A 25,398-nucleotide genomic window follows, 5' to 3' on the forward strand; every position below is an offset into this window, starting at 1 on the left:
AGCTGTCCGCCGGGCTTTGCAAACCTAAGAGACTGCCTTGCGGAACGCCGAGCGATAGATGTCGGACAGGCCGCTCAGCGGTGCGGATACGCTGCCAAAACGGATGGCGTCGCCGCCAAATCGTCCTGCTTCTTCAAGGTGCACTCCGGCGCTTTGAGCTGCCTCTTTAAGTGCCGCGGCCCGGTCCGGTGTGCAGGCCACCAGATACCGCGCCTGGTCTTCGCCAAACAGCGTGGGAATGTCATCTGCTTCGAGGGTTACGCCGACCCCTGCCGTTTCGGCCATCTCAAAAGCGGCCAGCGCCAGACCCCCGTCCGACAGATCCGTGCAGGCGCTGATCCGTGCCCGGTTGGCGCGGATGAAATCGCCGTGCGCGGCCTCGCGTTCCAGATCGACCCGGGGCGCGTCGCCTTCGGCGCGGCCACATACTTCTGCAAGCCACGCGGACTGTCCGAGATGCCCCGTGGTTGCGCCAAGAACCAGCACCAGGTGGCCCGCGGCCACATCAAAGCCGATAATATCGTCGGTATGCGCGATCAGCCCCACAGCCCCGATGGTCGGGGTCGGCAGGATGCCCGTACCGTCAGTTTCATTATAAAGCGACACATTGCCCGACACGATGGGCATATCGAGCGCCTCGACCGCCGCGCCGATGCCTTTGATCGCGCCGACGAACTGGCCCATGATCTGCGGTTTTTCAGGATTACCGAAATTCATATTGTCGGTCGTGGCCAGCGGTTTAGCCCCTGTGGCGCTGAGATTGCGATACGCCTCGGCCACTGCCTGCTTGCCGCCCTCAAAGGGGTTTGCCTTTACATATCGGGGGGTTACATCCGACGTGAAAGCCAGCGCCTTGTCTGTGCCATGCACCCGGATTATTCCCGCACCGATGCCGGGGATGCGGATGGTATCGGCCATGACCATGGTGTCGTACTGCGAATACACCCATTCTTTTGCCGCGTAATTCGGGCTGGAGATCAGGACCTTCAGTGCTTCGACCGGATCGCCGTAAGGCACGTCTTCAAGGGGAGCCGGGGCGGGGGATTCCTCCCACGGGCGGTCATATTCAGGTGCGGTGCCGGCGAGTGTTTTCAGCGGCAGATCGGCTTTGACCTCGCCGTTCAGTACGATCAGAAAGCGGTCCTCTGCGATGGTCTCACCCACAATGGCAAAATCGAGATCCCATTTGTCAAAGACCGCGCGGGCGGCTTCTTCAAGCTCCGGACGCAGCACCATGAGCATGCGCTCCTGGCTTTCGGAAAGCATCATCTCATAGGCGGTCATGGCCTCTTCGCGCACCGGCACTTTTTCGAGATCGAGCCGCACGCCGAGATTACCCTTGTCGCCCATTTCGACCGCCGAGCAGGTCAGACCGGCAGCGCCCATATCCTGAATGGAGATCACCGCACCGGTCTGCATGAGCTCCAGTGTCGCTTCCATCAGACGCTTTTCGGTAAAGGGATCACCGACCTGCACAGTGGGACGTTTTTCTTCGATGGTGTCGTCAAATTCAGCGGACGCCATGGTGGCGCCGCCGACGCCGTCGCGCCCGGTTTTGGCACCCAGATAGACCACCGGCATGCCCACGCCGGAGGCGGCCGAATAAAAGATCTTATCCGCATCCGCGAGACCTGCGGCGAAAGCATTCACCAGACAGTTGCCATTATAGGCAGGGTCAAACCGCACCTCGCCCCCCACGGTGGGCACGCCGAAACAGTTGCCATAGCCGCCGATGCCTTCAACGACGCCGTTCACGAGCGATTTGGTTTTGGGATGTGAGGGCGCGCCGAAACTCAGGGAATTCATTGCGGCCACCGGGCGTGCGCCCATCGTGAAAACGTCACGCAGAATGCCGCCAACGCCGGTCGCGGCGCCCTGATAGGGCTCAATGTAGCTGGGGTGGTTATGGCTTTCCATCTTGAAAACCACGGCCTGGCCGTCACCGATATCCACCACGCCTGCGTTCTCGCCGGGTCCGCAGATCACCTGGGGGCCGGTGGTGGGCAGGGTGCGCAGCCATTTTTTGGAGGATTTGTAGGAGCAGTGCTCGTTCCACATGGCCGAAAAAATACCGAGCTCCGTGAAGGTGGGCTCGCGTCCGGTGATCTTCAGGATGCGCTGATATTCTTCGGGGCTGAGCCCGTGGCTGGCGATCAGGTCAGGTGTGATGGCTGGCTCTTGCATATGCCGAAATGTCCCCCGGGCTGGCAGATGATGCGCACCTCTTACAGGTGTCACCGCCTGCAGGGAAGGGGCGAGTGTCGGGCCCTGTTCCGGGCGTCGCAAACAGGCGTATTTTTGTGCGCTTCGTTCCGTTGCAGCCGGATGCCGCAAGCCATCGGATCAGCACCGCACGAAAAAAGCCGCCCTCCCGGAGGAGAGCGGCTGTGATCCTGTCAGCCTGAGCGGCTGCGCGCCGAAGCGCTTAGTTCAGGTACACGGTCTGACGGCCGTTGTCGGCACCCTGATCGCCACCTGCCAGATTGGCAAGTTCGTCAGCATCGACATCAATAAAGATTGTGCCGCCTGAGATCATGACGTTTTCCGGACCGGTGGTCACGGTCAGCTCGTCGCCGAGGATCTTGTCGCTGTCGGAGATGTCGATCGTCATTTCGCCTTTACCTGCGTTGTCGATATCCATTTCCAGCAGAGTACCCAGCTTCAGGCCGTCGACCAGCATCACGTCGGACCCGTTGGTGCCTTCAATAGCCTGGAAAGTGGCCAGTGTTTCGGCACTTACGTCCTTGTCAAACACAGGGTCGATGGCCTGCGGGTTCTGACGGTTGGTTGTTTCAGCGTTCTGCAGCTCAGCGTCGGTGTCGACCAGAACTTCACCGTCAAAGGTCGTACCCTCTTCGGTTTTTACGATTTCTTCGTTCTCCGCTGCCTGCTCCACGCTGTCGCTCGCGGCGAAAGCGGATGTGCTGATAAGGGCGGCTGCGGCGGTTGTTGTCATGAGTGTCTTGAGTGTCATGTGAACTCTCCTTTTGTTTCTCATTGGGTTCGGGAATACAACACGCCCACCGGCCACATGTTCCTGAAAAGATGCATTTTCTCTTTCACCAGATTGTGAGCGGCTGATGCCGGTAAAATCGTCTCAGGGCGGGAACCGAAAGGCTTCCGGTGCGATCGCGCGCGCACGCGGAAAGATTAATGCCGACAATCTGATCACTTACAGGTTGTGCTGCGTCGCCTGACCGAAGTGTGTCTGCATGGTGCTGAGCGTTCAGTGCGCAAAGAGATGAGGCCGAGGGACTGCTTCCGGCCGATGCGCAAAAAAAAGGGCCGGGCACGCGGCCCGGCCAAGTCCAACAGGGAGGTTGAAGAGCAGAGCGCTAACTCTGCCATCTTCAATTGGTGAAATAGGGTGCGTTCTGCCTGCGATCAAGGCAGATTCTGAACTCGCGCATTCATGGCCGTTATGCAGTTTCTGCATGGCTCATCGGTCAGTCAGCTTTTCTGTTCTCTCTGAGCTGCCTGCGATAACTGATAATCTCTTCCTGAACGAAGTCTTTAAAGGCGGAGACCCGCTTGGAATGCCGCAGCTCTTCAGGGTAGGCGAGAAAGACCGGTACATCCGCCGATTCCAGATCTGGCAGCACCTGCACGAGGTCAGGAAAATCCTGTGTCACATAATCCGGCAGGACACCGATGCCCAGATTGTTTAGCACGCCCTGAAGCACGCCGAAGTAGTTATTCACCTTGAGCAGTGACCGGATGTCATAGGTCATCAGGTGCTGAACCAGATTGCGCCCCGCGCCAACCTGATCGCTGTTGGTGCTCTGACAGATCAGGCGGTGGTCGGCGATGTCTTCAATCTCGGTTGGCTGCGCGTGATCGGCCAGGTAATCGGGAGTGGCATAGAGGCACATCCTGATCATCATCAGCTTTTTGCGGATCAGATCGGCCTGGCTGGGTTCTTTCATACGGATGGCGACATCTGCCTCGCGCATCGGCAGGTCCAGCACACGTTCCTCCAGCATCAGATCGACCTTGAGATCAGGGTACTGTTCATAGAGCTTCGGCAGGCGCGGGGCCAGCCAGAGCGTGCCGAAACCGGTCGTGGTGGTCACGCGCAGTTCGCCGAATACTTCTTCCTCGCTGTCGCGGATGCGTGCGGAGGCTGTATCAAGGCGGCGCGACATCGCAGAGGTTGCGTCAAACAGCAGCTCGCCCTGTTCGGTCAGAATGAGTCCGCGCGCATGGCGGTGGAACAGCGTGGCGTTGAGTGATTCCTCAAGCCCGCGGATCTGCCGGCTGACCGCAGACTGCGACAGGTTCAGCTTGTCACCCGCATGGGTCAGCGATCCTGCGTCCGCAACCGCGTGAAATATTCTCAGCTTGTCCCAGTCCATCCCGCGTGCCCCGTCCTTCGTTATGGTTTGTTAGCGGTATCTCCGGGCAAAAGACAGTGCCCCTTCACGGTCAAACACGGAAATCTAACCGATTCAGTCTATACAGGTCAGCTTTTGTGACCTATTATTGGTGCCAGAATGTGCAAGACTGAAAATGCGCCGGGGAGGGCCACAGATGAGCACGCAGAAGATTACCCTGAACGACCGCTATGATCTCGACAAAAGCCCGGTGCTGCTGAACGGCACACAGGCGCTGGTGCGGCTTGTGCTCATGCAGAAGGCCCGTGACCGGGCGGCGGGGCTGAATACCGCGGGTCTGGTCACCGGCTATCGCGGCTCGCCGCTGGGCGCTGTCGACATGCAGATGCAGCGGGCGCTGAAACAGCTTGGCGCCCATGATGTGACCTTTCAGCCGGGTCTGAACGAAGATCTTGCGGCAACGGCACTCTGGGGCAGCCAGCAGGCGGAACTGCGCGGCGAGGGTAAATACGACGGCGTATTCGGTCTGTGGTATGGCAAGGGGCCGGGCGTGGACCGGTCAGGCGACGTGATGCGCCATGCGAATATGGCAGGCTCATCGAAATACGGCGGCGTGCTGATGGCTATGGGCGACGATCACACAGGCGAATCCTCGACCGTGCTGCATCAGTCGGAATTTGCCATGGTGGACACCTATATGCCGGTGGTCAGCCCCGCAGGCGTACAGGAGATCCTGGATTACGGTCTTTACGGCTATGCGCTGTCGCGGTTTGCCGGAGTCTGGGTCGGCCTGAAAACGATGAAGGATACGGTCGAGGTGACATCCGTGGTGGACGGGCGGCCGGACCGGCTGTCCTTTGTGGACCCTGAGTTTGAGATGCCGGAAGGCGGGCTGAACATCCGGCTCAACGACGAGCGGATCGGGCAGGAAGCCCGGCTGATCGACTATAAACGCTATGCGGCGGAGGCCTTTTCCAACGCGAACAAAATGGACAAGCGCGTCTGGGGTAAGCCGGGGGCGAAGATCGGTCTGGTGGCGGCTGGCAAGAACTGGCTTGATCTGGTGCATGCGCTGAGCCTGCTGAACATCGATGAAGCCGAAGCAGAGCGGCTTGATATCACGACTTACAAGGTCGGACAGACCTGGCCGCTGGATATGAAAGGCTTTCACGACTGGGCCGAGGGGCTCGATCTGATCATCGTTGTCGAGGAAAAGCGCAAGCTCATTGAGGTGCAGATCAAAGAGGCGATTTTTGATGACCGCGACGGACGCCGTGTGTGGGGCGGGCGCAAAGACGGCAAGGAGTTCTTTACCGCGAAATGGGCGCTGAACCCGATTGTTATCGCGCAGAAACTCGGTGAAGCCCTCATTGAGGAAGGGCGCAGGACTGATGGCATCGAAGCGGGGCTTGCCAGTCTTGATGAGGCCCGGCGGTCGGATAATGCCGAGGATATCGCTGCGCGACTGCCCTATTTCTGCTCGGGATGTCCGCACAATACCTCGACAAAAGTGCCCGAGGGCAGCCGTGCCTATGCCGGTATCGGGTGTCATTTCATGGCGCTCTGGATGGACCGCGAAACCTCAGGGTTCACGCATATGGGTGGTGAAGGGGCAAACTGGATCGGGGAGGCCCCGTTTTCAAAACGCGCGCACGTGTTCCAGAACCTCGGTGACGGGACCTATAACCACTCGGGCGTTCAGGCCATTCGTGCGGCGCTGAGCAATGATACGAACATCACCTATAAAATTCTTTATAACGACGCCGTCGCGATGACCGGCGGGCAGGGCAACGATGGCGACCTGAGCGCGCCGCGCATCGTGCGCGAGCTTCAGGCGATGGGGGTAAAGACCCTGGCCGTTGTCTATGACGAGAAGGAAGATGTGGATTTTGACGCGCTCAGGGGCGTGGACATTCACGAACGCGCACATTTGCAAACTGTTCAGGAGAAGTTTGCAAAGACACCTGGCGTTTCAGCGATTGTCTATATTCAGACCTGTGCCGCCGAAAAACGCCGCCGCCGCAAACGCGGGCTTTTCCCCGACCCGGACAAGCGGGTCTTCATCAACACGGATGTCTGCGAGGGCTGCGGCGACTGTGGCGTGCAGTCCAACTGCGTCTCTATCGTGCCGAAGGAAACCGAGCTTGGCCGCAAACGGGCGATCGATCAGTCGAGCTGCAACAAAGATTTCAGCTGCGTGAAAGGGTTCTGCCCGTCGTTTATCACGCTCGAGGGTGCCGAAGTCCGCAAAGAGGCCACCACGAAACTGGAGATACCCGACCTGCCGGAACCTGAACTGCCGGCGATCAAAGGCACGTTCAATGTGGTCATCACCGGGGTCGGCGGCACGGGCGTTGTGACCATCGGCGCGGTGATGGCACAGGCCGCACATCTTGACGGTAAGGGTGCGGGCATGATGGAAATGGCAGGGCTCGCGCAGAAGGGCGGTGCCGTGCACATCCATTGCCGGATTGCCGAAAATCCGCATGATATCAGCGCGATACGGGTTGCGACCGGAGAAGCCGATGCGCTGATCGGAGGCGATCTGGTGGTGTCTGCCGGGGCGTCGACCCTTGGGCTGACGCGCAGCGGGCGCACCGGTGCTGTGGTCAACAGCCATGAGATCATCACCGGCGATTTTACCCGCGACACAGAATTCCGACTGCCCTCTGAGCGGCTTACCCTGGCGCTCGAAGCGCGGTTGCGCGACCGGGTCGATCTTTTCGATGCCTCTGATCTTGCAAAGGCTGTGCTGGGCGATTCGATTTTTTCAAACATGATGATCTTTGGCGCAGCCTGGCAGCGCGGGTATCTGCCGCTGTCGCTGAAGGCAATCCGCGAAGCGGTGACCCTGAACGGTGCAGCCGTTGAGCGCAATCTGCGGGCTTTCGAGATCGGTCGCTGGGCTGTGCTTTATCCGCAGGAAGCCCGCGACATTTCCCAGCCCAAAGTGATCGCGCTGCCGCGCACAGAGGCAGACAAAATCACTTTTCGTGAAGACCATCTGGTGGCCTATCAGGGGCGCCGCCTTGCCCGCCGGTATCGCCGGTTTGTTGATGAGATCGACGACAGGGATATCCGCGCGGAGGCATTAAAAAGCTATCATAAACTACTGGCGTATAAGGACGAGTATGAGGTTGCCCGTCTGCTCCTGAGCTCCCGGGAAAAGGCGCAGGCCGAGTTTGCAGGCGACTTTAAGATGACCTTTAACCTTGCCCCGCCGATGCTGTCGAAACCCGGCCCTGACGGACGACCTGTCAAACGCGAATTCGGACCCTGGCTTGAACGCCCGCTGCGAATTCTTGCGGGACTGAAAGCACTGCGCGGCACGCCTCTTGATGTGTTCGGTTACACGGCTGAGCGCCGGATGGAGCGTGCGCTCATCCGCCAGTATGAAAAGGATATGAAAGAGGTCCTGCCGCTCCTGACGGATGCGACACGGGCTGCAATCATCGCGCTCGCGGCCCTGCCGCAGGACATTCGCGGGTTTGGTCCGGTCAAGCTGGCCGCCGAGCAGAAAGCGGCGAAACGGCGCGAGGAACTGCTTGCCGTGATCCGATCGGGTGGCGCATCTCAGGCACAGGCCGCCGAATAGATTTACCGGACCGTCACAATTTTGGAGTAAGCTCAGCGCTGACCTGTTATGACAACGGTATCAGACCGGGGACGCGCGCAGCACGATGCACCAGAATATTGCACGTGACATCAGCTATTCTTACTCAGCGGCGACCCGTGGTGGTCGTGCGCTGATACGGCTGATGGAAAATTCGACCGGACGCCTGCGCCTGATAAAACGCGCGGCAGGATATGAAAACGACGTGGCTGCCGGTCGTGAATTTTTTGACGTCATGGTCGAACGCTATGGTCTGAGCCTTGATATTGCTCATGGCGCGCTTGACAATATTCCGCGTGACGGCCCGCTGATCCTGCTGGCCAATCATCCCTACGGGATCCTCGACGGGCTGATGATGGGGCATATCCTGACGCGCACGCGGGGTGATTTCAGGCTTCTGGCCAATTCGGTGTTTCGCAGGGCCACAGAGCTTGACCGTGTCATTCTGCCCATCAGCTTTGACGAAACTAAGGAGGCCGTGGCGCTCAATATCGCAACGCGTAAAGTGGCTCTGGACTATCTGAAAGATAACGGCGCCATCGGGATTTTCCCGGGCGGCACGGTCAGCACTGCGATGCGGCCGTTTTCCCGCCCCATGGATCCGGGCTGGCGCAGTTTCACCGCCCGCATGATCGCCAAATCAAACGCCACCGTGGTGCCGATGTATTTCGACGGGCACACCAGCCGGCTGTTTCAGATTGCCAGCCATACGCATAACACGTTGCGCATGGGGCTGCTGATCAAGGAATTCGGCAAACGCGTCGATACCCCGGTTCGGGTGTCGATCGGCCGGCCCATCGAACGTTCTGTTCTTGACCCGCTCTCACGGGACAGCAAAGCGATGATGGATTTCCTCCGAAAAGCCACGTATGAGCTTTCACCAGACCCCGAAAAACGATTTGATCTGGGGTATGAGTTCGAAGAACGGCACCGGCACTGATCCGGCGCCTGCGGGGGCCGGGACATGGCAGTAGGTATTTTTGACAGCGGGTTGGGCGGGCTGACCGTTCTTGATGCGGTGACGCAAAGGTTGCCGGACGTTCCCTTCGTCTATCTCGCGGACAGCGCGCATGCGCCTTATGGTGTGCGGACATCAGATGATATCTTTGAGCTGACCTGCAGTGCCGTCGAACGGCTCTTTGATGCCGGCTGCAATCTGGTGATCCTTGCCTGCAACACGGCATCGGCGGCAGCGCTCCGGCGGATGCAGGAATCCTGGGTGCCGCGTGACAGGCGGGTGCTGGGCGTCTTCGTACCGCTCATTGAGGCGCTGACCGAACGGCAGTGGGGTGACAACTCTCCGCCGCGCGAAGTGGGCATCAGACATGTGGCGCTTTTTGCAACTCCCGCAACAGTGTCCAGCCGGGCGTTCCAGCGCGAGCTGGCCTTTCGTGCGATCGGAGTGGACGTCGAGGCACAGGCCTGTGGCGGCGTGGTGGATGCAATAGAAGACGGGGATATGATCCTCGCAGAAGCGCTGGTGCGCAGCCATGTCGATGCACTGCTGCGCAAAATGCCGCAACCGGACGCCGCGATCCTGGGCTGCACGCATTACCCGCTGATGCAGGAGAATTTTCAGGCTGCGCTCGGGGCGGATGTACGGGTTTTCAGCCAGGCGTCGCTCGTGGCGGAAAGCCTCGCTGACTATCTTGAGCGGCATCCGGAGATGCAGGGAACCGGCGAAAGCGCGTTTCTGACAACCGGAGACCCGGGCCGCGTCAGTGACCGGGCGACGCAGTTCCTGCGACGACAGATCGTTTTCACCGCCGCCTGATTTTTCTTCCGCCTTACGGACAGGACACATGACACATTCCATCGCGATTCTGGGCGCTTCCGGGTACACCGGCGCCGAACTCATCCGGCTGATTGCCGGCCACGCCACAATGAAAATCACCGCTCTGGGGGCCAACTCCAAAGCGGGACAAACCATTTCTCAGGTGTTTCCGCATCTGCGTCATCTGGATCTTCCGCCACTTTTGCAAATCGATGAGATTGACTTTGCAAATATTGATCTGTGCTTTTGTGCGCTGCCCCATAAAACCAGCCAGGAGGTCATCGCCCGCCTGCCTGCGGATCTGAAGATCGTTGATCTGAGTGCCGATTTCCGCCTGCGTGATCCTGAGGCCTATAAAAAGTGGTACGGCAATGCTCACGCGGCGGTCGCGCAACAGGAGGAGGCGGTTTACGGGTTGACTGAATTTTACCGCGATGAAATCCGCTCCGCGCGGCTTGTGGCGGGCACCGGGTGCAACGCCGCCACGGGACAGTTCGCTTTACGTCCGCTGATTACCGGCGGGCTGATCGATCTCGACGATATTATTCTCGATCTGAAATGCGCGGTCTCAGGAGCCGGACGCAGTCTGAAAGAGAACCTGCTGCACGCCGAGCTTTCCGAAGGGTATCACGCCTATGCCATCGGCGGTACGCACCGTCATCTCGGTGAGTTTGATCAGGAATTCTCAAAGCTGGCCGGCCGTCCGGTGCAGGTTCAGTTCACGCCGCACCTTGTCCCGGCTAACCGCGGTATCCTCGCGACCGTTTACGTCAAAGGTGACGCGGAAGCCATTCATAATGCTCTTGAAAGCGCCTATTCAGCAGAGCCGTTTATTGAGGTTCTCCCCTTTGGCGAGGCTCCCAGTACGCGGCATATCCGCGGTTCGAACTTCTGCCATATCGGTGTGACCAGCGACCGTCTGCCCGGCCGTACAATTATTGTCGCGGCTTTGGACAACCTGACAAAAGGCTCCAGCGGGCAGGCGTTGCAAAATGCCAATCTGATGTTAGATATTGAGGAAACCGAAGGGTTGATGATGGCCCCGCTGTTCCCGTGAGATGACATGAAAAGTCTGAAAAAACAACGCCGTATTCAGGTTATTGCCGTTGCCCTGGTGGCTCTTACGCTTTCCACGGTGCTGATCGGCTATGCCATGCGTGACGGGATTAATTTCTTTCGTGCGCCGAGCCAGGTCATCGCCGAGCCACCCGGGCCTGATGAGGTCTTTCGCATTGGTGGCCTTGTGACCGAAGGGTCAATCCGTCGCGGTGAAGGCGAGACGATCAGCTTCAGCGTAACCGACGGCGGCGCCGTTGTCCCGGTCACTTACACCGGAGTTCTGCCAGACCTGTTTGAAGAAAATCAGGGGATGGTGGGCACCGGAAAATACATCAGCGGTGTCTTTGAAGCCACTGAAATACTTGCAAAACATGATGAAACCTATATGCCTAAGGAAGTTGTGGATGCCCTGAAGGCGCAAGGCGTCTATCAGGACCCGGACAAAGACCCGGAAGGCTGACAGCGTACGCTCGTCTCAATCTGTTTTAACCATTTGCTGATCATTCTGCCGCCCGTGATACGAGCGCAGAGGGGACAGCCATGCAAACGGTCAGAGATATTGCCAGCGATATAGTGGCCCGGGAGGGCGGGTTTGTGAACGACCCTGACGATCCGGGCGGAGCGACCAACCATGGCGTCACGATCCACACCCTGCGGCGTCTGGGGATCGATAAAAATCAGGACGGGGCCATTTCAATTGCCGACGTTCGGGCGCTTACCCGCCATGATGCCATTGAAATATTTGAGAAACATTACTTTCGAAAGCCTCTGATTGCACAGCTGCCGGAGCCGCTTCAGGCGTCTGTCTTCGACATGTATGTGAATGCCGGCGGTAACGCCGTGAAAATTCTGCAGCGTCTGCTCAGAGACATGGGGTTCCCGCTGGCCATCGACGGCGCGCTCGGGCCGCGCACCATTGCTGCGACGCGGGAGGCCTGGGCCAGTGCGCCCGACCACCTCGTTGATGCTTATGGTATTGCGCGCCGGAATTACTATTTCCGCATCGCCGACAAGCGTCCGGCAAGCCGGAAATTTGCGCGCACACGGGCAGGCGGCAAGGGCGGATGGATCAGGCGGGCAGAGGAATTTATCTCTGCGCAGTATCATCTCAGCGATCTTCAGTTTCAGCAAAGGGTGGCATCATGGGCCTGATCACAGGAATACTTACCGCGATTTTTGGCGGTGGACGCAATGTGTTACGCGAGACAGCTGAAGTGTTTCGCGAAAACGCCGAGGGCGATGCTGTCCGCGATCAGGAACTGCGGATCGAGTCGCTGAAGCAATATGCACGTGAGTTCGAATCCAAACGCGACGGGCTCTTTGACCGGATCATGGATGGTATTAACCGTATTCCGCGCCCTGCGCTGGCGCTCGGGACGCTTGGCCTTTTCATCGCCGCGATGGTGGATCCCGTGTGGTTTGCCGCGCGGATGCAGGGCATCACCCTGGTGCCGGAGCCGCTCTGGTGGTTGCTTGGCGTGATCGTGTCATTTTATTTCGGTGCGAGGCATCAGGTAAAAAGCCAGCAGTTTCAGCGCTCTGTCGCTCAGACTATGGCGCATGCTCCGCGTGTGATCGAAAATATAGCAGCACTTCAGGCGCTGCGTCCTGACACTCCCGGCCTTGCAGATACGGGCACCGACGCGCGGCTTACTGCGGTATCGGTCGAACCGGATGCCAACCCGGCCCTTGAAGCCTGGCAAAGCCGCCGCGCAGCCCCCGCGACAAAGTGATCCGGTGAGCGGGCGCTTTGTCATTGGACGGCGCCCGCTGCGGGCTTATAGTCCCGCTCATGATTACAGAATTCGGCCATTTCGCACTTATCCTCGCCTTTCTCGTGGCGATCCTGCAGACGGTCGTGCCGCTCGTTGGCGCGCACAAACGCTGGCCGGCCTGGATGGCGGTTGCTGAACCTGCAGCTAATGTGCAGTTTCTGCTGACGGCTGCTGCTTTTGCTGCGCTGATGTGGGCCTTTGTGACCTCTGATTTCAGCCTGCAGCTCGTGGTGCTCAACAGCCATTCCGCCAAGCCGATGCTTTACAAAATCAGTGGCACATGGGGCAATCACGAAGGCTCGATGCTGCTCTGGGTGCTGATCGTGACGCTGTTCGGTGCCATGGCGGCCTGGTTCGGGGGCAACCTGCCGCCGACACTGCGGGCGCGCGTTCTGGGCGTTCAGGCGTCAATCGGCGTGGCGTTTTTTGCCTTTATCCTATTCACGTCCAACCCGTTTGTGCGCATGGCAGTTCCGCCCTTTGACGGGCAGGATCTGAACCCGCTGCTGCAGGATCCGGGTCTCGCGTTTCATCCGCCGTTTCTCTACCTCGGCTATGTTGGTCTGAGCATGGCGTTCAGCTTTGCGGTCGCCGCCCTGATCGAGGGGCGGGTCGATGCTGCATGGGGGCGCTGGGTGCGGCCCTGGACGCTGGCGGCGTGGATATTTCTGACCATTGGCATCGCACTTGGGTCCTGGTGGGCCTATTACGAACTTGGGTGGGGCGGCTTCTGGTTCTGGGATCCGGTCGAGAATGCGTCGTTCATGCCCTGGCTGCTCGCTGCGGCCCTGCTGCATTCCGCGATTGTTGTGGAAAAGCGCGAGAGCCTCAAAAGCTGGACAATCCTGCTGGCTATTCTGGCCTTTGGCTTTTCGCTGATCGGGACATTTATTGTGCGCTCGGGGCTGCTGACCTCTGTGCATGCGTTTGCGAATGATCCCGAACGGGGTGTGTTCATTCTGATGATCATGGCGTTTTTCACCGGCGGGGCGCTTATTCTCTTTGCGCTGCGGGCCGGGGCCATGGAGGCGCGCGGCGTCTTCTCTCTCGTCAGCCGAGAGAGTGCGCTGCTGGCCAATAATCTTCTGCTCGCTGTGTCGTGTTTCGTGGTCTTTGTCGGCACCATGTGGCCGCTGGTGGCCGAGATGTTCTTTGACCGCAAGCTCAGTGTGGGGCCGCCGTTTTTTAACATGGCCTTCACGCCCTTTATGGTGCTTCTGGGTCTGATCCTGCCGCTGGGGTCCGCAATGCCCTGGAAGCGCGCGAGCATTGCCCGCGCGGCCCGGCCGCTGCGTTATGTCTTTGTGCTGGCGCTTGCCGCGGGCGGGCTGGCCTGGGCCGTACAGACCGGGCGCAGTCTGATTGGTCCGGTGGGGATGTTCCTCGCGGCCTGGGTGGTCATGGGTACGATCGTTGATCTTGCGCAACGCACCGGGCGCCGGCCTGGCCGTCTGGCGCGGCTTACGCGTCTGCCGCGCGCGGACTGGGGCAAGATGGTCGCGCACAGCGGGCTTGGCCTGACGATGATGGGCGTCGCCGGGCTGACGGCCTGGCAGATGGAAGACATCCGCGTAGCGCAGGTTGGTGAACCATTCGGAGTGGGCAGTTATACCCTGACACTGAACGATGTGCAGAGCGTCGAGGGGCCTAATTATCTGTCTACGATGGGGTTTGTGACCCTGGCTCAGGACGGGCGCGAAATTGCCCGGCTGAGGCCTGAGAAGCGTATCTATCCGGTGGCGCAGATGCCGACAACCGAAGCTGCGATTGATTATGATCTGCTGCGTGACGTCTATGTGGTGATCGGCGACGAGCAGATCCAGGGGGGCTGGACCATACGGACCTATATCAAGCCGCTGACCAACTGGATCTGGATCGGGTGCGGGCTGATGGCGCTCGGCGGTCTGCTGAGCCTCTCTGACCGCCGGTTCCGTGTGGCTGCTGGTGCGCGCAGACCCGTGACGGGAGTGCCGGCGGAATGATCCGGGCACTGGCCTTTGTTCTGATGCTGCTGCCGGGGTTTGCGCTTGCGGTGCAGCCCGATGAGGTGCTGGACAACCCGGCGCTGGAGGAACGCGCGCGTGACATCTCGAAAGGGTTGCGCTGTCCGGTCTGTCAGAACGAGAGCATCGACGAGAGCAACGCCAACATCGCGCGGGACCTGCGGCTGATTGTACGCGAGCGTCTGGTCGCCGGGGACAGCGATGAGGAAGTCGTGGACTTCGTGGTGGCGCGCTATGGTGAGTTTGTGCTCCTGCAGCCGACCGTTACGGGGGCAAACTGGCTGCTCTATGCGGCCGGGCCGCTGATGCTGATCCTCGCGGGCGGCATCGGTCTTTTGTATCTGCGCGGTCGCGCCACGGGGGTGGCCCCCCAGGAGGCCGCTCTGAGTGACGCGGAGAGCGCGCGGCTGAAAGAGATTCTCAAAGACTGACGCCTCGTTTGTCTTTTCTGAACTGCTCAGTCTGATATGACGGCAGAAGGCCATGCGCCCCCCGTCGGAAAAGGACACCCCATGGATTATCAGACGCTGACCTTTACGCTTGAAAACGGCGTGGCAACCGTGACGCTGAACAGGCCCGACAAGATGAACGCGCTGACCACGCAGATGCGTGCCGAGATCGCCTATGCGGTTACGGAGGCTGGCAAACAGGCGCGTGTGGTGGTAATCACCGGCGCGGGCAGGGCCTTTTGTTCGGGTCAGGATCTGGGTGACCGGGTCGGGGCCGCAAACATCGATCTGGAACGTACCCTGCGCGATGAATACGCGCCGATGCTGCGCGCCATTGCGGACTGCCCGGTGCCGACCATCAGTGCCGTCAACGGGGCCGCAGCCGGGGCGGGCGCCAATCTGGCACTGGCTGCCGATGTGGTGATTGCCTCGGAAAGCGCCTATTTCCTGCAGGCCTTTGCGCGGATCGGGCTTATTCCGGATGCTGGTGGCACATGGGTGTTGCCGCGCACGATGGGCATGGCCAAGGCGATGGGGGCGGCGCTTTTTGCCGATAAGATTACCGCCCGCCAGGCGGATGACTGGGGCATGATCTGGGAAGCGGTTGCGGATGCGGATTTTGACGAAACGTGGAAGGCCCGGGCCACGCATCTGGCCGAAGGGCCCACAGCGGCCTACGGCGCCATCAAAACCGTAATCCGGCGCTCATGGGACAACGGTTTCGAAGACCAGCTGGCACTGGAAGCGCGGATGCAGGGCAACTGCGGCAAGTCGCGCGATTTCAAAGAAGGTGTCCTGGCGTTCACCGAAAAGCGTGCCGCGAAATTTGAGGGCCGGTAAGGCGCTCAGTTGCGCGCGGCTGTCACAAAGCGCTCGACCAGAACCACATCGTCCGGTCTGATCCGCGGACCCATGGCACAGGCGATCACCGCCACAGCCACGCCATCTGCATGCACCGCCTGCACACCGTCTGAAACTTCGGTCACGGTGATGTGCGGCGGGGTGTCGCCCCGGTCGTACACGACGGCGACCCGGTCATTTTCAGCGCTGCGATCGTGGATCAGGGCGCATTGCGTCCCCTCGCCACCCACCATCGGCATATCACGGGCAAGTCCGCCGTCCGGGGCGGTTCTGGATGAAATCACATGCGGCATAAATCACTCTTTATAGCGAACAGGGCATAAGGCCACGGCCCGATGAACCGGGCGTTAAACGATCTGGTCTGAATGGCTGTGATCCGGCCCGGCCCCCTCAGGCAGAACACCGGAACTGACTATGTCACAACCGGTCCGGCGCAGCTCTGCACCGGGTTGAGCGGAAGTCTGAGCCCCTCGCAGGGCCAGGTCAAGAAATCGGGTTCATTATGCAAACCCGCGAAACAATGACACATTTGTGCCTTTTTTCACCAGTTGGAATGGCGACAGTCGGCCCGTTCAGGTGGCACTGAGCACAGGGGGCCAGGACGGAGTGATTCGGGTATTAGGGCATGAAAAAAGGCCGGCACCCGCGGGGCCCGGCCTTTTGATTTTGTGCTGACTGTATCGGTCAGCGGGTTTCGATATCGCTGTAATCGCGGGCCGTCTCGCCAAGATAGAGCTGACGCGGGCGGCCGATTTTAAGCTGCGGGTCGCTGATCTGCTCTTTCCACTGAGAGATCCAGCCCACCGTCCGCGCCACGGCGAAAATCGGTGTGAACATCGACGTGGGAAAGCCCATCGCCTCAAGGATGATGCCGGAATAGAAGTCCACGTTGGGGAAGAGCTTCTTGTCGGCAAAATAAGGATCCGCGAGGGCTGCGGCTTCCAGTTCCTTGGCAACCTGCAGGATAGGGTTGTTATCGACGCCCAGTAGCTCAAGCACCTCGTCGGCGCTTTCCTTCATCACTTTGGCGCGCGGATCGAAGTTTTTGTAGACCCGGTGGCCAAAGCCCATCAGCCGGAAAGGGTCGTCCTTGTCTTTGGCACGGGCAATGAACTCGGGGATGCGGTCAACGGTGCCGATTTCGTTCAGCATCTCCAGACAGGCCTGGTTGGCGCCACCGTGTGCGGGGCCCCAGAGACAGGCGATGCCGGCCGCGATACAGGCGAAGGGATTGGCACCCGAAGAAGACGCCAGACGCACCGTCGAGGTCGAGGCGTTCTGCTCGTGATCGGCGTGCAGGGTAAAGATCCGGTCCATGGCGCGGCTGAGGATCGGGTTGACCTGATAATCCTCGGCCGGCACGGCAAAGCACATGCGCAGGAAGTTGGACGCATAGTCGAGATCATTGCGCGGATAGATAAAGGGCTGCCCGATGGTGTATTTATAGGCATTGGCCGCGATCGTCGGCATCTTGGCAATCAGCCGGATGGAGGCCACTTCGCGCTGCCAGGGGTCGGTGATGTCGGTGCTGTCGTGATAGAAAGCGGACATCGCACCCACCACGCCGACCATAACGGCCATCGGGTGCGCATCCCGGCGGAAGCCACGAAAGAAGTTCATCATCTGCTCGTGCAGCATCGTGTGGTTGGTCACACGGCTCTCGAAATCCTCCAGCTGCGCGGGCGAAGGCAGCTCACCATAGAGCAGCAGATAACAGACCTCGAGGTAATGCGATTTGCCCGCCAGCTGGTCGATCGGATAGCCGCGGTGCAACAGCTCGCCGGCGCCCCCGTCGATAAAGGTGATGGTGCTGTCGCAGCTGGCTGTGGAGGTAAAACCGGGGTCGTAGGTGAAAACACCCGCCTGAGCATAAAGTTTGCGGATGTCGAGAACATCCGGACCGGCAGTGGGAGAATAGATCGGCAGATCATACTCCTTGCCATCAATCGTCAGCTTTGCGGATTTTGTGCTTTCAGCCATTATCGGTCCTTCCTGTCGTAGCCGCGGGCGGACCCGCTGTGGGGCCAGTGACAGGCGAAGCGCCGCACAAGGCCATCATATCGTTCCGCGCTCCGGGCGCAGGGGCCGTCTCTGCGGCTTACGCAGCAGCGTCAGAGAGGCGGGCAAGAGACTCGTCGCGCCCCAGCACCAGCATCATATCAAAAACCGAAGGGGTTACAGCCCGTCCCGCAAGTGCTGCACGCAAAGGCCCGGCCAGCTTGCCGAATTTGGTGTCTTTGCTCTCCGCGAAGCTGTTCAGAACCGCCTCCAGATTTTCTCTGCTCCAGCTAGCATTTTGCAGCTGCGGCGTCAATTCCCCCAGTATACCACGGGATACCGGATCAAGGTTTTTCGCTGCTTTCTCATCCGGCTCAACCGGACGGGAAGTCAGGGCAAAATGAGCCTTTTCAAGAAGTTCCGGCAATGTCTTTGCGCGCTCTTTGACACAGTACATCGCCCGGCCGAGCATTTCCTGCTGTCCCGGTGACAGCGCCGGCGCCTCCGCTGCTGCGAGAAATTCGGTGATTTCACGCTGCAGCGCAGCATCATCTGTGACCGCAATGTGCTGTCCGGAGAGATTCTCCAGCTTTTTGAGGTCAAACCGCGCCGGGCTCCTGCCAATTCCGCTGAGATCAAACCACTCGCGCGCCTCATCGTCGGTAAAGAACTCGTCATCGCCGTGGCTCCAGCCGAGCCGTGCGAGATAGTTGCGCATACCGGCGGCGGGATAACCCATCACCTGATATTCCTGAGCGCCCAGAGCACCGTGGCGTTTGCTGAGCTTTTTGCCGTCCGGCCCGTGAATGAGCGGGATATGCGCCCAGACCGGCACGTTCCAGCCCATTGCATCATAAATCATCATCTGTCGCGCGGCATTGTTGAGATGGTCATCTCCGCGGATCACATGGGTTACGCCCATGTCATGATCATCAACAACAACCGCCAGCATATAAACAGGTGTGCCGTCCGAGCGCAGCAGGATCATGTCATCAAGCTGGTCGTTGCTGATGCGCACATCGCCCTGAACCTCGTCGCGGATCACCGTCTCGCCGGTGAGGGGGGCGCGGATGCGGATGACATACGGGGCGTCTGGATGGGTGGCAGGATCGGCATCGCGCCAGGGCGAGCGGAAAAGGGTGCTTTCGCCTTTCTCGCGCGCAGCTTCGCGGAAAGCTGTGATTTCTTCAGGTGTGGCAAAGCATTTGTAGGCTTTGCCAGCGGCCAGTAATTCGCGCGCAACCTCTGCATGGCGGTCCGCGTTTTCAAACTGGCTGACGATCTCTCCGTCATGATCGAGACCCAGCCAGGCAAGCCCTTTCAGGATGGCTTCTGTTGCTTCGGGGGTGGAGCGCGCCCGGTCCGTGTCCTCGATGCGCAGCAGAAACTGTCCGCCGCGCCCGCGCGCAAAGAGCCAGCTAAAGAGCGCCGTGCGCGCGCCGCCGATGTGCAGATACCCCGTCGGAGAGGGCGCGAAACGAGTGACAACGGGTGCGGACATGCGGGCGTTTACCTTTCAGTAACCATGGGAGGATAGGAATTCTGAACGTGTCTATCCAGTGCGGGAGACGGGAGCAAGGAGGAGCTGCTTGCGCGCGATCACACAGATTCTGCTGCGCCAGCGCAGCCATATGTTTGAGTGGGTGCCGGTGGCGCTGGCGCTTGGGATCGGCTGGTATTTTTCCCTGCGATTTGAACCCTCTGCGCTGTTGCTTGGTGGTGTTTTTGCGGGGGTCTTCGGGGCTCTGATGCTCGCGCGGTATCTTGGCGAAGCCTTTGCGCCGCTGGCCCTGGGGATGGCCGCTGTGGCCGCCGGGTTTCTGCTGGCAGCACACCGGGCGCATGATGTGGCCGGGCCGGTGATCGGATGGCGCTATTACGGGCCCGTTGAGGGGCGCGTGGTCAATATAGATCGCAGCAGTTCGGACGCCCTGCGTCTGACGCTGGACCAGGTGACGCTGGAACGTGTGTCGCCCGCGCGCACGCCCACACGGGTGCGTATCTCGCTGCACGGGGACCAGACGGCATCGGTCATTCCGGTTCCGGGGTTGCGGGTCATGACGACAGGGCATCTGTCCCCGCCAGGCGGGCCGGTGGAGCCCGGCGGTTTCGATTTTCAGCGCCATGCATGGTTTGGCCAGCTTGGTGCTGTGGGCTATACCCGCGTGCCGGTTCTGGCCAGTGCGCCGGCCAGCGAAGGGGCCGCGGGGCTTGCTGTTTTCCGGATGCGCATGGCGGCATCGGCCCGCGTGCAGGATATACTGCCCGGCGATGTAGGGGGGGTTGCCGTCGCCGTCACCACAGGCGCACGGTCCGGCATCAGCCAGCAGGCGCTGGAAGACCTTCGCGCCAGCAATCTGGCACATCTTCTGGCGATCTCAGGTCTGCACATGGGGCTGCTGAGCGGCTTTGTCTTTGCACTCCTGCGGGTGGTTTTGTCGCTGATCCCGGCGCTGGCGCTGCGGATCAATGTCAAGAAAACGGCCGCCGTGGGGGCGCTGGCCGCAGCCTCGTTCTATCTTGCCATGTCAGGCGGGAACGTTGCCACTGAACGGGCCTATGTCATGGTGGCCGTGGCCTTCGGCGCGATCCTGATCAACCGCCGCGCCATCAGCCTGCGCGGGGTCGCAATCGCTGCTGTCATTGTGCTGTGTCTGCGACCCGAAGCGCTGCTGGGGCCGGGGTTTCAGATGTCTTTCGCGGCCACGACGGCCCTTGTGGCGGTCTTCGGCTGGGTGCGGGATGCCAAAATCTCAACCGGGCCGAAGTGGGCAGCTCCAGTGGTCGGGGTGCTTATGTCATCCGGCATCGCGGGGCTTGCCACAGCACCGATCGGGGCTGCGCATTTCAACGCTCTGGCGCATTACGGGTTGCTGGCTAACCTTCTGTCGGTGCCGGTAATGGGGGCTGTTGTCGTGCCCGCGTCGGTGGTGGCGGCGATCCTTGCACCTTTCGGTCTGGACTGGATCGGGTTGTGGCTGATGGGGGCGGGACTGCAATGGATCCTCAGCGTGGGCACCTTTGTCGCCGGGCTTGACGGGGCGCGCTCCTTTGTTCCCGGTCCCGGAGCGGCGGTGCTGCCGATGATGGCGCTGGGATCGCTTTTTGTGATCCTGTGGCGGGGACGGTTGCGCACGGCAGGGTTTGTGCCGGTGCTGGCCGCTTTTCTGCTGTGGTTTCAGGCGGACCGCCCGCTGGGGCTGATTGCGGAAAACGGCGCGCTCGTGGGTCTGATGACAAATGAGGGCCGCGCGCTCAGTAAACCGAAAGGAGCCGGTTTCGTCGCCCGGAACTGGCTGGAAAACGACGGCGCGCCGGCGGATCAGGAGGTTGCCGCCGCGCGCTGGCCGGCAGGGGGCGGGCAGTTGCCTGGGGGGATTTCACTGGTGCATCTGTCGGGCAAAAAGGCGGTTGCAGCCTTCAGCGGGTGCGCACCGGACGAGGTGGTTGTGGCCAGTCTGGACACATCTCTCAAAGAGACGGGATGCACCGTCTTTGACCCCGCGTATCTGCAAAGCACCGGCGCAGTGGCAATTCACGAAACACGCGACGGGCTGAAGTTTATCTCCGTGCGCGATCTGACAGGGTCCCGTCTCTGGACACACTGGAAAGACGAGCGCGGCTGAGACCGCGCCCGGCAGGCTTCAGTACGTGCGGATCAGACCGACCAGTTTGCCCTGCACTTTGACTTTGTCTTCGGTGAAAATGCGGGTCTGATAGGCCGGGTTGGCAGCCTCAAGAGCGACACGGTCGCCGTCCCGCTTAAACCGTTTCAGCGTGGCTTCATGATCTTCCACAAGTGCCACGACGATATCGCCGTTCTGTGCCACGCTGGTCTCACGGATCACCACAACGTCGCCGTTGTTGATGCCGGCCTCGATCATCGAATCCCCCTGCACCTCAAGCGCATAGTGGTTGCCCTGGCCGCTGAGCATCTGTCCGGGCACAGCGACGCTGGCCGACTGTTCGCTGATTGCCTCGATCGGTACACCTGCAGCAATCCGGCCCATCAGCGGCAATGCCTGCGCCGCGACTCCGCTGACCGCCTGCGCGCCGGCGGGCATCGGACCATCGGGTCGGTCGCCTTCGATCACGCGCGGGGTGAACCCGTGCTGCGGCGCACCGCCAAGGCTTTCGGGCAGCTTCACAATTTCGATGGCACGGGCACGGTGGGCGAGGCGGCGGATAAAGCCGCGTTCTTCCAGCGCCGTAATCAGACGGTGGATGCCCGATTTGGAGCGCAGATCCAGCGCTTCCTTCATTTCGTCAAAGCTGGGCGGAACACCGTCCCGCTGCAACCGTTTGTTGATGAAATCCAGCAAATCCAACTGCTTCTTCGTGAGCATGTCCTGTCCCTTCGCCACAGTGATGTGCGTTTGTTCTAGTCTTGTTCACGTTTTGTGTCAACCGCCCGTCAGATCGGGATGTAGCAGACCATCTCTCCGGCGACCCGCGCGGGATCATGGGGCGGGCGCACCAGCAGGGCGTCGGCACCGGCCAGGACGGTGAGCAGGGAACTGTCCTGCCGGTCGAAGGGCGTGATGCCGTCCTCACCGAGGCGGGCGCGCATATAATGCTCGCGCGGGCCGTTCCCGGGCATGGCCACGGCAAGTGGTGCAGCAGCAAGCCGTGCAGCTTCCATTGGCAGGCCCTGCATGGCCCGCACGAAGGGAGCGACAAAAACTGTGCCACAGACAAGCGCCGAGACCGGATTACCGGGCAGCCCGATCATCGGCACTCCGCCGAGCCGTCCCGCCATCAGGGGCTTGCCGGGACGCATCGCGACTTTGTAAAAGGATTGTTCCATGCCCAGACCCGCTGCCACCCCGGCCACCAGATCATGATCCCCGACTGAGGCACCACCGATGGTGATGATCAGATCGGCCGTGCCGGCGAGTGTCAGCGCTGCGCGCAGAGAAGGCTCATTATCACGTGCGATGGGCAACAGCCGCGGCTGCGCGCCAAGGGCGGCCAGCTGCGCGGCAAGCCCGAAGGTGTTGGAGGCGATGATCTGATCCGGTCCAGGTGTTTCGCCGGGCATCACAAGTTCATCACCGGTGGCGAGAATGGCAACCGATGGCGCCTGTGCTACGGGCACGCGCGCGATGTTCATTGCAGCCAGCAGGGCGATATCTGCGGGGTTCAGCCGTCGCGGGGCGGCCACCTTGTCACCGGCGCTGAAATCACCGCCGGCAGGGCGGATGTTGTCCTTGCCGCCGATGTCGCGCCCGAGCGTGATGAGATCACCGCGCCGGGTGACATCCTCCTGGATCACGACGAAATCGGCACCCTCCGGGACGGGCGCACCGGTGAAAATGCGGGTGCACTGACCGGGGCCGACAGTGCCGTCAAAGCGGTGCCCCGCCGCCGCCTCGCCGATCACCTTGAACATCGCATCCGGTTCGACCTCAGCCCGACGCAGCGCATAGCCGTCCATCGATGAGGCGGGAAAGGGCGGTTGTGTCCGCGCGGCAGTGACATCGCGCGACAGCACCCGGCCGGCGGCGTCGCGCAGTGCGACCTCTTCGGTCTCAGGCTCCGGCACCAGGGCAAAGAGCTGCGCAAGCGCCTCGGCGACCGAAATCATGACGCCTGATACCGGCCCGACTTGCCGCCGTCCTTCAGCACCACGCGGGTGCCGCCGATCTCCATGCCTTTATCGACGGCCTTGGCCATGTCATAGACCGTCAGCGCCGCGACCGAGGCCGCGGTCAGCGCTTCCATCTCGACGCCGGTCTGGCCGGTCGTTTTCACGGTGGCCTCAATACGGTAGCCGGGCAGGTCCGGATCAGGGGTCAGCTCCACCGCAACTCTGGTGACAGGCAGCGGATGGCAGAGCGGAATAAGATCGGGCGTGCGCTTGGCAGCCATGATCCCGGCCAGTCGTGCAACGCCCAGAACATCGCCCTTTTTGGCGCGGCCTTCCTGAATGATATCAAAGGTTTCCGGTAGCATCCTGATGTGACTTTCGGCCACAGCGATGCGACTGGTCACGGGCTTATCGCCCACATCGACCATATGTGCCGCGCCCCTGCTGTCGAAATGGGTGAGCTTTCCTGACATGCTACATCCCGCCGGCGGTTGCCGGATTGGCGAGCAGTGTGCGGGTGGCCGCTTCCACATCATCATAGCGCATCAGGCTTTCGCCGATCAGAAAGACGCGGGCGCCATAGCGGGCCATATCGGCCAGATCCTCAGGGGTGCTGAGACCGGATTCCGTGACGATCAGGCGGTCGGCAGGCACATCGCGCGAAAGCTTACGCGTGGTGTCGAGCGAGGTTTCAAACGTTTTCAGATCACGATTATTGATCCCGATCATGCGGCTTTTCAGCTGGCTCGCCCGCGCCAGTTCTTCGGCGTTATGTACCTCAAGGAGCGCATCCATGCCCCATCCGGCGGCCGCCTCTTCCAGCTCTTCGGCCTGGGCGTCCGATACGGAGGCCATGATGATCAGGATGCAGTCAGCCCCGAGCGCGCGGGCCTCGGCCACCTGATAGGTGTCATACATGAAATCTTTGCGCAGAACCGGCAGGTCACAGGCGGCGCGTACGGCCACGAGATAGTCTTTGGATCCCTGAAAGCTCGGCTCATCCGTCAGCACCGACAGACAGGTCGCACCACCGTCCGCATAGGCTCTTGCAATCGCCGCGGGGTCGAAATCAGCGCGGATCAACCCTCTGGAAGGGCTGGCTTTTTTCACTTCAGCGATCAGACCATAGGCTTTGATTGATTCCTGATGCAGCGTTTCCGCAAAGGGCCGGACCTTGGGTGCGGCGCGGGCTTCTGCCTCGACCGCCTCAAGTGGCTTTGCAGCCTTATCGGCGGCTACTTCTTCGAGCTTATAGGCTTTGATTTTATCAAGGATTGTTTCAGTCATGGGGCCTCCGGCGCATCGGCCCAGTTTATGGACCGATGACCGCGTTCCTGCAACCATGCATTGGTCCGGCTGAAGGGACGGGAGCCGAAAAATCCACGCCGGGCGGAAAGCGGCGAGGGATGCGCCGTTGTAATTTTGAGATGCATCTCCGGATCCACAGCGGCGGCGGCCTTATGCGCGGCGGCCCCCCACAAAAGCCAGGCGCGGGGTGTGCCCGCCAGACGGTCGAGCACCTGAGCGGTCAGCACCTGCCAGCCGAGGCGGGCATGACCACCGGCATCACCGGCCGGAACGGTCAGACAGGTGTTCAGGAGCAGTACCCCCTGATCGGCCCAGAACCGCAGATCCCCGGTCACCGGATGTGCGCCGGTATCAGCTTCAAGCTCTTTGAAAATGTTGCCCAGCGACCGGGGCAGAGGCGACACGCCCGGCTCTGTGGAAAAGGCAAATCCGTGCGCATGTCCGGGTGTGGGGTAGGGATCCTGCCCGAGGATCACAACGCGCACATCATCGGGTGGGGTGCGTTCCAGTGCTGCAAAAATCCGGTGCTGCGGGGGCAGGATCTGCCGCGTCTCAGCGGTCAGCTCTGCCTCGATCCCGGGCAGGGTGTCGCGGAAAAACGGCAGGTCTGCCCAGGCCCCTGGCGGATGCAGGT

General features: G+C 60.8%; 22 protein-coding genes. 11 read left to right on the forward strand and 11 right to left on the reverse strand.

The features are described 5' to 3' along the window. Nucleotides 1-24: 24 nt before the first annotated feature. The 3 genes from purL to G3256_RS06945 form a co-directional block, all read right to left on the reverse strand. Complete coding sequence (gene purL, locus G3256_RS06935) at nt 25-2,184, reverse strand: phosphoribosylformylglycinamidine synthase subunit PurL (protein ID WP_169640122.1); 2,160 nt, start codon at nt 2,182-2,184, stop codon at nt 25-27. A 241-nt stretch (nt 2,185-2,425) separates the two neighbouring features. Further along, nucleotides 2,426-2,974: a hypothetical protein gene (locus tag G3256_RS06940; RefSeq protein ID WP_169640123.1), complete on the reverse strand. Its 549-nt coding sequence runs from the start codon at nt 2,972-2,974 to the stop codon at nt 2,426-2,428. Nucleotides 2,975-3,446: 472 nt separating this feature from the next. Further along, nucleotides 3,447-4,355 (reverse strand): LysR family transcriptional regulator, encoded by a 909-nt coding sequence (locus G3256_RS06945; RefSeq protein ID WP_169640124.1) that lies wholly within the window; start codon nt 4,353-4,355, stop codon nt 3,447-3,449. 175 nt (nt 4,356-4,530) lie between these two features. Here G3256_RS06945 and G3256_RS06950 point away from each other — a divergent pair, with 175 nt between their 5' ends. The 10 genes from G3256_RS06950 to G3256_RS06995 all read left to right on the forward strand — a co-directional run bounded on the left by G3256_RS06950 (nt 4,531) and on the right by G3256_RS06995 (nt 15,847). After that, nucleotides 4,531-7,929, forward strand: coding sequence for an indolepyruvate ferredoxin oxidoreductase family protein (locus tag G3256_RS06950; RefSeq protein ID WP_169640125.1), 3,399 nt, complete (start codon nt 4,531-4,533; stop codon nt 7,927-7,929). Between the two features lie 85 nt (nt 7,930-8,014). Beyond that, nucleotides 8,015-8,887, forward strand: coding sequence for a lysophospholipid acyltransferase family protein (locus tag G3256_RS06955; RefSeq protein ID WP_169640126.1), 873 nt, complete (start codon nt 8,015-8,017; stop codon nt 8,885-8,887). 24 nt (nt 8,888-8,911) lie between these two features. Further along, nucleotides 8,912-9,721 (forward strand): glutamate racemase, encoded by an 810-nt coding sequence (murI, locus tag G3256_RS06960; RefSeq protein WP_169640127.1) that lies wholly within the window; start codon nt 8,912-8,914, stop codon nt 9,719-9,721. Between the two features lie 28 nt (nt 9,722-9,749). After that, nucleotides 9,750-10,778 carry an N-acetyl-gamma-glutamyl-phosphate reductase gene (gene argC, locus G3256_RS06965; RefSeq protein ID WP_169640128.1) on the forward strand — a complete coding sequence of 343 codons (1,029 nt, stop codon included), beginning with the start codon at nt 9,750-9,752 and terminating at the stop codon, nt 10,776-10,778. Nucleotides 10,779-10,784: 6 nt separating this feature from the next. Next, nucleotides 10,785-11,240 carry a cytochrome c maturation protein CcmE gene (gene ccmE / locus G3256_RS06970; protein WP_169640129.1) on the forward strand — a complete coding sequence of 152 codons (456 nt, stop codon included), beginning with the start codon at nt 10,785-10,787 and terminating at the stop codon, nt 11,238-11,240. An 80-nt stretch (nt 11,241-11,320) separates the two neighbouring features. Beyond that, nucleotides 11,321-11,932, forward strand: a complete 612-nt coding sequence (locus G3256_RS06975) for a holin-associated N-acetylmuramidase (RefSeq protein WP_169640130.1) — start codon at nt 11,321-11,323, stop codon at nt 11,930-11,932. Beyond that, nucleotides 11,923-12,513 (forward strand): holin family protein, encoded by a 591-nt coding sequence (locus G3256_RS06980; RefSeq protein WP_169640131.1) that lies wholly within the window; start codon nt 11,923-11,925, stop codon nt 12,511-12,513. The genes G3256_RS06975 and G3256_RS06980 overlap by 10 nt, the downstream gene beginning before the upstream one ends. 59 nt (nt 12,514-12,572) lie before the next feature. Further along, nucleotides 12,573-14,537, forward strand: a complete 1,965-nt coding sequence (locus tag G3256_RS06985) for a heme lyase CcmF/NrfE family subunit (protein ID WP_169640132.1) — start codon at nt 12,573-12,575, stop codon at nt 14,535-14,537. Continuing rightward, complete coding sequence (locus G3256_RS06990; protein WP_169640133.1) at nt 14,534-14,989, forward strand: cytochrome c-type biogenesis protein; 456 nt, start codon at nt 14,534-14,536, stop codon at nt 14,987-14,989. The genes G3256_RS06985 and G3256_RS06990 overlap by 4 nt, the downstream gene beginning before the upstream one ends. An 81-nt stretch (nt 14,990-15,070) precedes the next feature. After that, nucleotides 15,071-15,847, forward strand: coding sequence for an enoyl-CoA hydratase-related protein (locus G3256_RS06995; RefSeq protein WP_169640134.1), 777 nt, complete (start codon nt 15,071-15,073; stop codon nt 15,845-15,847). A gap of 5 nt (nt 15,848-15,852) precedes the next feature. Here the strand turns inward: G3256_RS06995 and G3256_RS07000 are convergent, their stop codons facing one another. The 3 genes from G3256_RS07000 to gltX all read right to left on the reverse strand — a co-directional run bounded on the left by G3256_RS07000 (nt 15,853) and on the right by gltX (nt 19,367). Then, nucleotides 15,853-16,161, reverse strand: coding sequence for a hypothetical protein (locus G3256_RS07000; RefSeq protein ID WP_169640135.1), 309 nt, complete (start codon nt 16,159-16,161; stop codon nt 15,853-15,855). Between the two features lie 391 nt (nt 16,162-16,552). Continuing rightward, entirely contained in the window at nt 16,553-17,848 is a 1,296-nt protein-coding gene (gene gltA / locus G3256_RS07005; RefSeq protein WP_169640136.1) for a citrate synthase, read from the reverse strand. A gap of 118 nt (nt 17,849-17,966) precedes the next feature. Continuing rightward, nucleotides 17,967-19,367 carry a glutamate--tRNA ligase gene (gene gltX, locus G3256_RS07010; RefSeq protein ID WP_169640137.1) on the reverse strand — a complete coding sequence of 467 codons (1,401 nt, stop codon included), beginning with the start codon at nt 19,365-19,367 and terminating at the stop codon, nt 17,967-17,969. 88 nt (nt 19,368-19,455) lie between these two features. Here gltX and G3256_RS07015 point away from each other — a divergent pair, with 88 nt between their 5' ends. Continuing rightward, nucleotides 19,456-21,492 carry a ComEC/Rec2 family competence protein gene (locus tag G3256_RS07015; RefSeq protein ID WP_343044388.1) on the forward strand — a complete coding sequence of 679 codons (2,037 nt, stop codon included), beginning with the start codon at nt 19,456-19,458 and terminating at the stop codon, nt 21,490-21,492. An 18-nt stretch (nt 21,493-21,510) separates the two neighbouring features. Here the strand turns inward: G3256_RS07015 and lexA are convergent, their stop codons facing one another. From lexA to G3256_RS07040, 5 genes are all read right to left on the reverse strand, one after another. Further along, complete coding sequence (gene lexA, locus G3256_RS07020) at nt 21,511-22,212, reverse strand: transcriptional repressor LexA (RefSeq protein ID WP_169640138.1); 702 nt, start codon at nt 22,210-22,212, stop codon at nt 21,511-21,513. 68 nt (nt 22,213-22,280) lie between these two features. Then, entirely contained in the window at nt 22,281-23,453 is a 1,173-nt protein-coding gene (locus G3256_RS07025; protein ID WP_169640139.1) for a molybdopterin molybdotransferase MoeA, read from the reverse strand. Then, the gene (gene moaC / locus G3256_RS07030) at nt 23,450-23,929 is read right to left on the reverse strand and encodes a cyclic pyranopterin monophosphate synthase MoaC (protein WP_169640140.1); all 480 of its coding nucleotides are present in this window, start codon (nt 23,927-23,929) and stop codon (nt 23,450-23,452) included. The genes G3256_RS07025 and moaC overlap by 4 nt, the downstream gene beginning before the upstream one ends. Before the next feature lies 1 nt (nt 23,930). Continuing rightward, nucleotides 23,931-24,743 (reverse strand): indole-3-glycerol phosphate synthase TrpC, encoded by an 813-nt coding sequence (trpC, locus tag G3256_RS07035; RefSeq protein WP_169640141.1) that lies wholly within the window; start codon nt 24,741-24,743, stop codon nt 23,931-23,933. Next, nucleotides 24,740-25,396: a uracil-DNA glycosylase gene (locus G3256_RS07040; protein WP_169642363.1), complete on the reverse strand. Its 657-nt coding sequence runs from the start codon at nt 25,394-25,396 to the stop codon at nt 24,740-24,742. Before G3256_RS07040 ends, trpC begins: the two co-directional genes overlap by 4 nt. Nucleotides 25,397-25,398: the final 2 nt, after the last annotated feature.

Source organism: Roseobacter ponti (genome assembly GCF_012932215.1).
Classification (GTDB): domain Bacteria; phylum Pseudomonadota; class Alphaproteobacteria; order Rhodobacterales; family Rhodobacteraceae; genus Roseobacter; species Roseobacter ponti.